Genomic DNA, 11,873 nt, shown 5'->3' on the forward strand with positions numbered 1-11,873 from the left:
GGTGGTTACAGCCGTATGACGACCAAGTGGACGTACCCAGAAGCCTTCGATCTGGGTATGTTCCTGGCCGTCAGGGCAGCCACCGAGCCTCGAGGAGTCGAGACCCGTGTCGGAAAACAAAGATCAGAAGTTCGTCTACGACTTCACCGAGGGAAACCGCGACCTCAAGGACCTTCTCGGCGGCAAGGGAGCCAACCTCGCCGAGATGACCAACCTGGGTCTCCCGGTCCCTCCCGGCTTCACCATCACCACCGAGGCCTGCAAGGTCTACCTCGACAGCGGCACGGCCCCGGCCGAGCTGCGCGACGAGGTCAGCGCCCACCTTGCCGCCCTCGAGGGGAAGATGGGCAAGAAGCTCGGACAGTCGGACGACCCGCTGCTGGTCTCCGTGCGCTCCGGCGCCAAGTTCTCGATGCCGGGCATGATGGACACCGTCCTGAACATCGGCCTCTCCGACGAGTCCGTGACCGGCCTTGCCTCCCAGGCCGGTGACGAGCGCTTCGCGTGGGACTCGTACCGCCGCCTCATCCAGATGTTCGGCAAGACCGTCCTCGGCGTCGAGGGCGAGCTCTTCGAGGACGCCCTCGACGAGGCCAAGGCCGCCAAGAAGGTCACCGTCGACACCGACCTCGACGCCGCCGACCTGAAGAAGCTGGTCAAGGTCTTCAAGAAGATCGTGGCCAAGGAAGCCGGCCGCGAGTTCCCGCAGGACGCCCGCGAGCAGATGGACCTCGCCGTCGAGGCCGTCTTCAACTCGTGGAACACCGACCGCGCCAAGCTCTACCGCCGCCAGGAGCGCATCCCGAGCGACCTGGGCACCGCGGTCAACATCTGCTCCATGGTCTTCGGCAACCTGGGCCCCGACTCCGGCACCGGCGTCGCCTTCACCCGCGACCCCGCCAGCGGCCACGCGGGCGTCTACGGCGACTACCTCCAGAACGCCCAGGGCGAGGACGTCGTCGCGGGCATCCGCAACACCGTTCCGCTCGCGGACCTGGAGGCCATCGACAAGGCCTCGTACGACCAGCTCATGACGATCATGACGACGCTGGAGAACCACTACAAGGATCTCTGCGACATCGAGTTCACCATCGAGCGCGGCCAGCTGTGGATGCTCCAGACCCGCGTCGGCAAGCGCACCGCCGGCGCCGCCTTCCGCATCGCCACCCAGCTCGTCGACCAGGGCCTGATCGACGAGGCCGAGGCGCTCCAGCGCGTCACCGGCCACCAGCTCGCCCAGCTGATGTTCCCGCGCTTCGACGAGGCCGCCTCCACGACCCTCCTCGGCCGCGGCATCGCCGCCTCCCCGGGCGCGGCGGTCGGCAAGGCCGTCTTCGACTCGTACACGGCCGTCAAGTGGTCCCGCTCCGGCGAGAAGGTCATCCTGATCCGCCGCGAGACCAACCCGGACGACCTGGACGGCATGATCGCCTCCGAGGGCATCCTGACCTCGCGCGGCGGCAAGACCTCGCACGCCGCCGTCGTCGCCCGCGGCATGGGCAAGACCTGCGTCTGCGGCGCGGAGGAGCTCGACGTCGACACCAAGCGCCGCCGCATGACGGTCGGCGAGACGGTCATCGAAGAGGGCGACGTCGTCTCCATCGACGGCTCCACCGGCAAGGTGTACCTGGGTGAGGTACCCGTCGTACCCTCCCCGGTCGTCGAGTACTTCGAGGGCCGCATGCACGCCGGCGCCGACGACGCCGACGAGCTCGTCGCCGCCGTGCACAGGATCATGGCGTACGCGGACCGCGTCCGCCGCCTGCGGGTGCGCGCCAACGCCGACAACGCCGAGGACGCGCTGCGCGCCCGCCGCTTCGGCGCCCAGGGCATCGGCCTGTGCCGCACCGAGCACATGTTCCTCGGCGAGCGCCGCGAACTGGTGGAGCGACTGATCCTCGCGGACACCGACGAAGAGCGCGAGGCGGCACTCAGTGCCCTCCTGCCGCTGCAGAAGAAGGACTTCGTCGAGCTGTTCGAGGCGATGGACGGCCTGCCGGTCACCGTCCGCCTGCTGGACCCGCCGCTGCACGAGTTCCTGCCCGACATCACCGAGCTCTCGGTGCGCGTCGCCCTCGCCGAGTCCCGCAAGGACGCGAACGAGAACGACCTGCGCCTGCTCCAGGCCGTGCACAAGCTGCACGAGCAGAACCCGATGCTGGGTCTGCGCGGCGTCCGCCTCGGCCTGGTCATCCCCGGCCTGTTCAAGATGCAGGTCCGGGCGATCGCCGAGGCCGCGGCCGAGCGCAAGAACGCCAAGGGCGACCCGCGCGCCGAGATCATGGTCCCGCTCGTCGGCACCGTGCAGGAGCTGGAGATCGTCCGCGACGAGGCCGACCAGGTCATCGCCGAGGTCGAGGCCGCCACCGGCACCAGCCTCAAGCTGAGCATCGGCACCATGATCGAGCTGCCGCGCGCCGCCCTGACGGCCGGGCAGATCGCCGAGGCCGCGCAGTTCTTCTCCTTCGGCACGAACGACCTGACCCAGACCGTGTGGGGCTTCTCCCGCGACGACGTCGAGGCCAGCTTCTTCACCGCGTACCTGGAGAAGGGCATCTTCGGGGTCTCGCCCTTCGAGACCATCGACAAGGACGGCGTCGGCGCGCTGGTCCGCAGCGCGGTGGAGGCCGGCCGGGCCACCCGCCCCGACCTCAAGCTCGGCGTCTGCGGTGAGCACGGCGGCGACCCCGAGTCCGTCCACTTCTTCCACGAGGTCGGCCTCGACTACGTCTCCTGCTCGCCGTTCCGGATTCCGGTGGCGCGCCTGGAGGCCGGTCGCGCGGCCGCCGAGGCGAAGGGCAGCGACAGCCGCTGACACCCCGGCCCCACCAAGGGCCCCATAGACCGCGCCTGCCCCCGGGTTCCCTGACTGCCCGGTGGCGGGCGCGCCTATTTTTTGTGTTCAACAAATCTTTACGCCAGCAGGCGGTGGACGGATCCCCACCCGTCCACCGCCGCTGTCATTCTGCCGGGCACGTCGGCGCTTCCCGGTGCGACCGACCGCCAGGCCCCGCAAAGCCCCCCACGGCCTTCGCGGAGCGTTTCGGTCGCACCGGAGTGTGCCCGGCGGAGTACAGGATTTCGGTTGTCACGCCCCTGCCGAAAGGGGTTTCAACTGTGGCCGAAAGGGCGTGGTGACCACGTGTGACGGCGTGCATACTCATGGAGCGGGGGGATTGCGGTTGCACAGGTGGGGGTTCGGTGCTGCGTATCCATTTCACTGGAGTGGACCTGGCACGCGTACGGATGGCAGGGCGTCCCGATGCGTTGTGGGAAACGATTCTCAGCTTTCACCGCTTAAGAGACCGGCGCGATGCCCGGTTGTTCGGTGAATGGCGGACGGAAACCCGGAGCAGGTTGAATAGTGAAACACGCACGCTCGGTATGCTCATACCGAGTCGTGGTTATTTCCCCGATTTCCTGACCCCCGTGGAGGGGCAGTACGGGTGGGACGTGGGCCTCGACGCGCTGCGCGGGATCCGTCCCGAGCGGATGCGGCGCGAGCTGCAGCTGCTGGGCGCCGGTGCGCCGATGACGCCGCGGCTCCGGGAGTTCATGGACGACGGCGGCAAGCAGCTGCCGCGGCTCATGGGCGAGCTGCGCGCGTACCACCGGGCGGCCGTGGAGCCGTACTGGACGCACATCCAGGCCCAGATCGAGGCCGAGCGGGCCGCGCGCGGCCGGGCCCTGCTGGACGGGGGCGCGGACGAGCTGCTGGCCTCGCTGCCGCCGATGCTGCGCTGGCGGGCTCCGGTGCTGGAGTGCGACTACCCGGTGGACCGGGACGTACGGCTGCGGGGGCGCGGGCTGCTGCTCCAGCCGTCCTTCTTCTGCCGGCGCACCGCGGTGACCCTGCACGACCCGGAGCTGCCGCCGGTGCTGGTCTATCCGGCCGCCGCGCAGCTCGCCTCGGCGCCCGCGGGGGGCGAGGGGGGCCGGCCGGTGGAGGAGCAGCGCCAGCGCACCCTGGGCAGGCTGGTCGGGCACACCCGGTCGGTCGTGCTGCGGGCCATAGGGGACGGGGCGACCACCAGTGAGCTGGCCCGCCGGGCCGGTGTCTCGCTGGCCTCCGCGAGTCAGCACGCGTGCGTGATGCGGGAGGCGGGGCTGGTGACCACGTTGCGCCGGGGGAACGCGGTGCTGCACACCGTGACGCCGTTGGGGGCTGCGCTGCTCAAGGGGGGTGCGGTGGCCTCGTGAACGTGCCGCACCCCGGCGGGGTTGACTCCCGTCGGGGTGCGGTGCGGTCCCGGTGGTGCGGTGCGGCGCCGTTGCGGGGGCGCTGCCCCCGGGCCCCCGCGCCTCAAACGCCGGCGAGGCTGAAAGATCGCCTCAAACGCCGGCGAGGCTGAAAGATCGCCTCAAACGCCGGCGAGGCTGAAAGATCGCCTCAAACGCCGGCGAGGCTGAAAGATCGCCTCAAGCGCCGGCGAGGCTGAATGTGGCCCGGCGGGGCTGAATGTGGCCCGGTGGGGCTGAGGGTGGCCCGGTGGGGCTGAGAGTGGCCCGGGGTGGATTTCAGGTGCGGAAGGGGCCCGTCACCTCGTAGGTGATGCCGCCGGACGAGCTGCCCGTCGTGCCGCGCTGGCTGGAGAAGTAGAGGCGGTTGCCGGCGGGGGAGAAGGCGGGGCCGCAGATCTCCGAGGAGGACTGGCCGGTGATCCGCAGGAAGGGGGCCACCACGTCGTCCGGGGTGATCACGCAGATCTCCATGTTGCCGCCGTCCTCGGCGACGTAGAGGTCGCCGTACGAGGAGCCGGTGACGTTGTCGACGCCGGTCAGCGGGGCCGCGCCGCCGGGCACGAGCGAGTCGTCGTAGGCCAGCTCGTAGGTGTTGTTCGTGAGGTTGAGCTGCCAGACCCGGTTGTCGCCCTTGGTGGTGAACCAGACCGTGTTGTTGGCGTAGTGGCAGCCCTCGCCGCCGTTGAACTTCTTCGAGCCGGAGACCTGGCTGCGGGTCGCGGTCGGCGAGCCGTCCGGGTCGGGGACGTTGGCCCAGGTGAAGGAGCCCGAGGTGGCGGTGCCGGCCTTGAGGACCTGGAGGGTGCCGGAGGAGAGGTTGCCCCAGGTGGTGGGGATGAACCGGTAGAAGCAGCCGCTCGACTCGTCCTCGGTCAGGTAGATCACCTGGCGCACCGGGTCGGCGGCGGCCGCCTCGTGCTTGAAACGGCCCATCGCGGGGCGCTGTACGGACGCGTTCACGCCGTACGGGTCGGTCTCGTAGACGAAGCCGCGGTCGACCTCCTCGCAGGACAGCCAGGTGTTCCACGGGGTCTTGCCGCCCGCGCAGTTCTGCCGGGTGTTGGAGAGGATCCGGTAGGCGCCGGTGACGGTGCCGGAGGAGTTGAACTTCACCGCGCTCGCGCCGCCGGAGGGGTTGATCTCCGAGTTGGACACATAGATCCAGCCCGAGCCGTCGACGAAACACGCACCGCCGTCGGGGGCGTTGTGCCAGGTGTACGAGGTACCGCTGACGGTCTGGCCCGAGCGGGCGATCACCCGGCTGGTGAAGCCGCTGGGCAGCATGATGCCGTTGGAGTCCGCCGAGCCGAGCGCCCCGTAGGGTCCGGCACCGGGCTGGGCGGGCGCCGCGTAGGCCGCCCCGTGCATCAACGTGCCGCCGAAGGCGGCGGCCGACGAACCGATCACTGCGCCGCGCAGGAAGGTACGACGTTCCACGGTCACTCCTGTGGGAGGAAGGCCCCGCGGCCGGTCGGACGCGGGGTCGCATGCGTCGAGGAACCTAGGGGGCGCCAGTTGACGTGGCGCCAACTCCTCATTACGCACGAGCGACCGCTCGACGTTCAATCCTCAAGCAGAGACTTCAGTGCCTGGAGGCGCTCCTTCCAGAACGCCTTGTAGACCTCGACGGCATCGGCGTCGGCCAGTTTCGTGTGGCCGAGCCCCACTTGCGTACGGTCTGCGCCCTTGGGGGTGAGGTAGACGGAGACGCGGCTGCTGCCGCCGTCCCAGTCGGCGGTGACGGACTTGCCGGGCCGGTGGGTGCGCAGGGTGAAGTCCTCGTGCGGCAGCCAGCGTTCGCGCAGCGCCGCGTCGGCGAACGCCGCCGTGACCCGTTCGGCGCCGGCGCCCACGGTGCGGCTCGCACTGGCCTGCCAGTCGCCGTCGCAGGACTGCCCGACCTCGCGCATCCCGCGCTCCTGCTCGTAGCCGACGGTGACCGACTGGGCGTACCAGCCGCTGACCCCGTACGCGTCCACCAGGCGGCGGGCGATCTCGGTGTGCGTCCGCCCGGTCGCGCCCCATCCGTCGAGCTCGGCGAACCAGGCGGACCAGTCCCGGCCGGTCTCGGCGGCCAGGGTTTCGTCCGACAGTTTCTCGGTGATCTTCTTGACGGCCATGCTCCGACGCTACTGCGCGGCGGGCGGACCGGCACGGTGTGACGTATCACGGGACTTACGGGACTTTCTGCCCTGGGAAGGCCTCCGGCGGGAGAGGAGGGTGGAACCATGAACCGCTCCGCTGCCGCCGGCGACATCTCGGGCCGCGCCGACCTCGACGTCGTGCTGCGCCGCTTCTACACGGCCGCCTTCGCCGACCCGCGGATCGGACCGTTCTTCACCGAGATCGCGGGCACGGACCTCGACGTCCACCTGCCCCGGATCACCGACTTCTGGGAACGGTCCCTCTTCCGCACCGCCGCGTACCGGCGCAACGCCTACGCCCCGCACGCCGCGCTGCACTCGGTGCGCGCACTGACCGCCGCCGACTTCGGCCGCTGGGTCCAGCTGTGGAACGCGACGATCGACGGACTGCACCGCGGGCCGAACGCCGAGCGGGCCAAGGCGCAGGGCGAGCGGATCGCACTGACCCTGCTCAAGCGCCTGGCCGGCCCGGACGCCCCGCTGCGGAGCGAGGACGGGCTCGGCTTCATCCCGCTGGCCGCGCTGGAACTGCGCTCAGCGGCCTGACCTGCGGTTTCGCAGGTCAGGCAGGAATCTCGAAAAAACTTCGCGGGGAGCGATGAGTTTCCCGGGACCCCGCGGTCTACCTCTCGAAAGCGCCGAAGTGCGGAAGTGCCGAAGCGCAGAAGCACCGAGCACCGCCATCCGAGAGAAGAGGGACCTCGATGTCCGCCACCATGATCTTCGTCAACCTGCCGGTCAAGGACCTGGAGGCCGCCAAGGCCTTCTGGAGCAAGCTGGGCTACTCCTTCAACGCCCAGTTCAGCGACGAGAACTGCGCCTCGATGGTCATCAGCGACACCATCGTCGCGATGCTCCTGACCGAGGCCCGCTACAAGGACTTCACCCACAAGGAGATCGCGGACGCGACGAAGACCTCCGAGGTGCTGCTCTGTCTGAGCGCGGCCGGCCGCACCGAGGTCGACGAGCTGGTGGACGGGGCCCTGGCGGCCGGCGCCACCGAGCCCCGCCCGGCCCAGGACCACGGCTCCATGTACGGCCGCGCCTTCGACGACCTGGACGGCCACACCTGGGAGATCATGTGGATGGACCCGGCCGTGATCCAGAACCAGGGCTGACCTCCCGCCGCGGTCAGGAGGTCACGGCGGTCCGCACCGGGTAGGTCCGGACCGCCACCTCCTCGTCGTCCAGACAGCGCCCCGACTCCAGGTCGAAGCGCTGCTTCAGCAGCGGCGAGGCCACGAAGGGCCGGCCCTCCACGGTCCCGAGCAGTCCGCGCGAGAGCACGTGCGCCCCGGTGAAGGGGTCCTGGTTGCCGATGGCGTACGGGCGCCCCGCGCGGTCGACGAAGACCGCGGCCTGGCTCCCGTCGGGCAGCAGCGCCGCGACCCCGCGACCGGGGATCAGCGCGGACAGCTCGCACACCGTCAGCCAGCCCTGCGCCACTTGCAGTTCCACGGTCATCGGACGGCACCTCCTATGGTCAGGACGGCCAGGTCGGGCTTGACCTGGTCGCGTTCGGGGACGAACTTCACGGTCGGGTCGGGGGCGCCGGGCGCGTTGACGAAGGACACGAACCGGCGCAGCCGCTCCGGGTCCTCCAGCGTCTCGGCCCACTCGTCCCGGTAGTGCGCCACGTGGTCGGCCATCAGGGACTCCAGCTCCGCACACAGCCCGAGCGAGTCGTGCACGACCACGTCCCGCAGGTGCGCCAGGCCCCCCTCCAGCCGCTCCAGCCAGGTGGAGGTCCGCTCCAGCCGGTCGGCGGTGCGAATGTAGAACATCAGGAACCGGTCGATCAGGCGGACCAGTTCCGCGTCCGACAGGTCCTGGGCCAGCAGGTCGGCGTGGCGCGGGGTGGCCCCGCCGTTGCCGCCCACGTAGAGGTTCCAGCCGCTCGCCGTCGCGATGACCCCGAAGTCCTTGCTCTGCGCCTCCGCGCACTCGCGGGCGCAGCCGGAGACCGCCGACTTGAGCTTGTGCGGGGCGCGCAGGCCCCGGTAGCGCAGCTCCAGGTCGATGGCCATCCTGACGCTGTCCTGGACGCCGTAGCGGCACCAGGTCTGCCCCACGCAGGACTTCACCGTCCGCAGGGCCTTCCCGTACGCGTGCCCGGACTCGAATCCGGCGTCGACGAGGCGTGCCCAGATCCGCGGGAGCTGGTCCACACTCGCTCCGAAGAGGTCGATCCGCTGCCCGCCGGTGATCTTCGTGTAGAGGCCGAAGTCCCGGGCCACCTCGCCGATCACGATCAGCTTGTCGGGGGTGATCTCACCGCCGGGGATGCGCGGCACGACCGAGTACGAGCCGTTGCGCTGCAGGTTCGCGAGGAAGTGGTCGTTGGTGTCCTGGAGGGCGGCCTGCTCCCCGTCGAGGACGTAGCCGCTCGCGCCGAGGGTCGGGGCGAGCGAGGCGATGATCGAGCCGACGGTGGGCTTGCAGACCTCGCAGCCGTTGCCGCCGCGGGCCTCCGGGCGGCCGTGGCCGTCGAGGAGCTGCTCGAACGAGGTCAGCCGGCGGGTGCGGACGATCTCGTAGAGCTCGGCCCGGGTGAAGGGGAAGCAGCCGCACAGGCCCTTGTCCGCGGCGGCGGGCAGCAGCTGCCCGATCACCTTGACGCAGCTGCCGCAGCCCGTGCCCGCCTTGGTGCACTTCTTGACCTCGGTGAGGGTCGCGCAGGCGGCGATGGCCTTCTTCGTGACGTTGTGGCAGGAGCAGATCACCGCGTGGTCGGGGAGCGAGGACGGGCCGAGCGCGACGGGCGCGCCCAGCCCGGCGGGCAGGACCAGCTGCTCGGGGGAGACGGGCGGGACGCTGCCGGTGAGCGGGCGCAGCAGGCCGTACGAGTCCGCGTCGCCGACCAGGACCCCGCCGAGGAGGACCCCGTCGGGGGAGACGACCAGCTTCTTGTACACGCCGGAGCGGGAGTCGGACCAGACGACGTCCAGGCTGCCGGGCGTGGCTCCGTGGGCGTCGCCGAAGGAGGCCACGTCCACGCCGAGCAGCTTGAGCTTGGTGGAGAGATCGGCTCCGGTGAACTCCTTCTCGCGGCCCAGCAGGTCGTCGGCGGCCGTCTCGGCCATCTCGTAGCCGGGGGCGACCAGACCGTAGACGCGGCCGTCGACGGCGAGCGCGCACTCGCCGATGGCGTAGACGTACGGGTCGGAGGTGCGGCAGCGGGCGTCGACGGAGATGCCGCCGCGCTCGCCGACGTCCAGCCCCGCGTCACGGGCCAGCTGGTCGCGGGGGCGGACGCCGGCGGAGAAGACGACCAGTTCGGTGTCGACGGTGGAGCCGTCGGACAGCTTCATGCCGCTGACGCGGCCGTCCTCGCCGGTCACCACCTCCTGGGTGCCGACGCCGGTGTGGACGGTCAGGCCCATGGACTCGATGGTGCGCAGCAGGGCGGCGCCGCCGCCCTCGTCGACCTGGACCGGCATCAGGCGCGGGGCGAACTCGACGATGCGGGTGGCGAGGCCGAGACCCTGCAGGGCGCCGGCCGCCTCCAGCCCGAGGAGACCGCCGCCGACGACCGCGCCGTGGCTGCGGTCCTTGGCGTACTCCTCGATCGCGAGGAGGTCCTCGATGGTGCGGTAGACGAAACAGCCCGGGGCGTCCTTGCCGGGGACGGGCGGCACGAAGGGGAAGCTGCCGGTGGCCAGGACCAGGACGTCGTACGGGAACACCTGCCCGGAACGGGAGGTGACCGTGCGGGCGGCCCGGTCGATGCGCTCGGCGGGGTCGCCGAGGTGCAGGCTGATGCCGTGCTCCTCCATGAACCCGGCGGGCGTCATCGACAGGTCCTCGGCGGTGCTGCCGGAGAAGTACGAGGTCAGGTGCACGCGGTCGTAGGCGGGCCGGGGCTCCTCGCAGAGCACGGTGATCCGGTGCGTGGCGGTGACCCCGCGCTCGGCGAGTGCCTCCAGGTAGCGCTGGCCGACCATGCCGTGCCCGATGAGCACGATCGTGGGCAGGGGCTCGGGCATGTCAGTGGCCTCCGTCGTCGGTGAGCAGGTGGAACAGGTCGTGCGGGGATTCCCCGCCCTCCCAGGTGCGGGCGAGGGCCCCCACGGTGGAGAGTTCGCCGAGCAGGACCCCGCCGACGAGGTCGCCGCCGCGCAGGACGACCTTGCGGTAGGTCCGGCGGGTGGCGTCGGCGAGGCGGACCACGTCGTCGCCGGGGCGGGGGGTGGTCTCGCCGAAGGCGGCGAGGTCGAGGGAGCCGTGCTCGGTTCCGCCGAGGGTGAGGCGGGTGAGGGCGCGGGTGCCGGTGTAGCGAGCGGGGCCGCCTCCGGTGAGGACCGCGGCGAGGGCGTCGGCCTGCTCCAGGGCTGCGCCCGCCAGGCCGTACACCTGGCCGGCGTGCTCGGCGCAGTCGCCGATGGCGTGGATGCGGGGGTCGCTGGTGCGGAGCCGGTCGTCGACCACGATGCCCTTGCGGATCTCCAGGCCGGCGGCCTGGGCGAGGCCCGTGCGGGGGCGTACGCCGCAGGCGAGCACGACGAGGTCGGCGTCGAGCCGGTACCCGTCGGCGAGCTCGACCCCGGTGACCTTGCGCGGAGTGTCCCCGCCCCGCCGCCTCCCGGGCTCTGCCCGGACCCGCGCCTCAAACGCCGGCGGGGCTGAAAGACCGGGGCTCCGCCCCGCACCCCGTGCCTCAAACGGCGGCGGGGCTGAAAGACCGGGGCTCCGCCCCCGACCCCGCGCCTCAAACGCCGGCGGGGCTGGATTCAGCGGAGCTGTGGACGACGTGATCAGGCCGCGGACCCGGCATTCTGTGTGGATCTCCACGCCGAGGTCGGTCAGGTGCGTGGCCAGCAGGGCGGAGGCGTCGGCGTCGAGTTGGCGTTCCATCAGGCGCTCGCCCTGCTGGGCCAGGACCACCACCGCCCCCCGCGCGGCGAGCGCACGGGCCGCCGAGACGCCCAGCAGGCCCCCGCCGATCACCACCACCCGCACTCCGGGGCGTACTGCCGCCGAGAGCGCCAGGCAGTCGTCCATCGTGCGGAACGCGTGGACCCCGTCCGGGAGGTCCCGCCCTTCGGGCTCGAACAGCCCGCGCAGCGGCGGGAGCACCGCGTTCGAGCCGGTGGCCAGCACCAGCGTGTCGTACCGCTCCACCGTGCCGTCGTCGCCGTGCACGGCCCGCTCCGCGCGGTCGATGCGCACCGCGCGCACCCCCCGCCGCAGCGCGGGGCCGGGCGCCGGGAGGGCGGTCACCTCGGGCGCGTAGCGGCCCGCGAGGACCTCGGCGAGCAGGACCCGGTTGTACGGAACGTGGGACTCCTCGCCGAGCACGGTCACCGCCGCGGCCGGGCCGAGCCGCTGCGCGAGCCGCAGGCCCGCGAGGCCGCCGCCGATCACCACCACACGCTGTTCCGAGGTCATGCCCTGAGCGTGCGCCGCCGCTGTTTCCCCTCGGCATCGCTCCTGTTACCCGGACGGAACGCCGACCTCAGCGCCCGGGTTAAGGGCCCGTGAGGCCAT

9 protein-coding genes are annotated in these 11,873 nt (G+C 71.3%); 4 read left to right on the forward strand and 5 right to left on the reverse strand.

From position 1 onward, the window contains the following. Positions 1-106 precede the first annotated feature (106 nt). Entirely contained in the window at positions 107-2,815 is a 2,709-nt protein-coding gene (gene ppdK, locus OG534_RS25080; protein ID WP_326590902.1) for a pyruvate, phosphate dikinase, read from the forward strand. Positions 2,816-3,201: 386 nt separating this feature from the next. Continuing rightward, positions 3,202-4,200 (forward strand): ArsR/SmtB family transcription factor, encoded by a 999-nt coding sequence (locus OG534_RS25085; RefSeq protein ID WP_326590904.1) that lies wholly within the window; start codon positions 3,202-3,204, stop codon positions 4,198-4,200. A gap of 318 nt (positions 4,201-4,518) precedes the next feature. On the opposite strand, the gene OG534_RS25090 is transcribed toward OG534_RS25085, so the two are convergent. Together OG534_RS25090 and OG534_RS25095 are read right to left on the reverse strand one after the other, a co-directional pair. After that, complete coding sequence (locus OG534_RS25090) at positions 4,519-5,679, reverse strand: alkaline phosphatase PhoX (RefSeq protein WP_326590906.1); 1,161 nt, start codon at positions 5,677-5,679, stop codon at positions 4,519-4,521. 125 nt (positions 5,680-5,804) lie between these two features. Then, positions 5,805-6,362 (reverse strand): hypothetical protein, encoded by a 558-nt coding sequence (locus OG534_RS25095; protein ID WP_326590908.1) that lies wholly within the window; start codon positions 6,360-6,362, stop codon positions 5,805-5,807. 108 nt (positions 6,363-6,470) lie between these two features. On the opposite strand from OG534_RS25095, the gene OG534_RS25100 reads away from it, so the two are divergent. Continuing rightward, positions 6,471-6,932 (forward strand): group III truncated hemoglobin, encoded by a 462-nt coding sequence (locus tag OG534_RS25100; protein WP_326590910.1) that lies wholly within the window; start codon positions 6,471-6,473, stop codon positions 6,930-6,932. Between the two features lie 158 nt (positions 6,933-7,090). Continuing rightward, positions 7,091-7,504 (forward strand): VOC family protein, encoded by a 414-nt coding sequence (locus tag OG534_RS25105; protein WP_326590912.1) that lies wholly within the window; start codon positions 7,091-7,093, stop codon positions 7,502-7,504. Between the two features lie 13 nt (positions 7,505-7,517). Here the strand turns inward: OG534_RS25105 and nirD are convergent, their stop codons facing one another. Genes nirD through OG534_RS25120 form a run of 3 tightly spaced genes read right to left on the reverse strand, consistent with a single transcriptional unit; the run spans position 7,518 to position 11,774 of the window. Beyond that, positions 7,518-7,850 carry a nitrite reductase small subunit NirD gene (nirD, locus tag OG534_RS25110; protein ID WP_326590914.1) on the reverse strand — a complete coding sequence of 111 codons (333 nt, stop codon included), beginning with the start codon at positions 7,848-7,850 and terminating at the stop codon, positions 7,518-7,520. Beyond that, positions 7,847-10,372 carry a nitrite reductase large subunit NirB gene (nirB, locus tag OG534_RS25115; RefSeq protein WP_326590916.1) on the reverse strand — a complete coding sequence of 842 codons (2,526 nt, stop codon included), beginning with the start codon at positions 10,370-10,372 and terminating at the stop codon, positions 7,847-7,849. The genes nirD and nirB overlap by 4 nt, the downstream gene beginning before the upstream one ends. A 1-nt stretch (position 10,373) precedes the next feature. Next, a complete protein-coding gene (locus tag OG534_RS25120) occupies positions 10,374-11,774 on the reverse strand; it encodes an NAD(P)/FAD-dependent oxidoreductase (RefSeq protein WP_326590917.1) in 1,401 nt (466 codons plus the stop codon). Between the last annotated feature and the right edge of the window lie 99 nt (positions 11,775-11,873).

Origin of the sequence: Streptomyces sp. NBC_01294 (genome assembly GCF_035917235.1) — a bacterium.
In the GTDB taxonomy this organism is placed as follows: Bacteria; Actinomycetota; Actinomycetes; order Streptomycetales; family Streptomycetaceae; genus Streptomyces; species Streptomyces caledonius.

Bases quoted from the DNA above. Each gene is read 5' to 3' on its own strand.
- nirB (WP_326590916.1), bottom strand. From the start codon at position 10,372: ATGCCCGAGCCCCTGCCCACGATCGTGCTCATCGGGCACGGCATGGTC.
- OG534_RS25100 (WP_326590910.1), top strand. From the start codon at position 6,471: ATGAACCGCTCCGCTGCCGCCGGCGACATCTCGGGCCGCGCCGACCTC.
- nirD (WP_326590914.1), bottom strand. From the start codon at position 7,850: ATGACCGTGGAACTGCAAGTGGCGCAGGGCTGGCTGACGGTGTGCGAG.
- OG534_RS25095 (WP_326590908.1), bottom strand. From the start codon at position 6,362: ATGGCCGTCAAGAAGATCACCGAGAAACTGTCGGACGAAACCCTGGCC.
- OG534_RS25105 (WP_326590912.1), top strand. From the start codon at position 7,091: ATGTCCGCCACCATGATCTTCGTCAACCTGCCGGTCAAGGACCTGGAG.
- OG534_RS25120 (WP_326590917.1), bottom strand. From the start codon at position 11,774: ATGACCTCGGAACAGCGTGTGGTGGTGATCGGCGGCGGCCTCGCGGGC.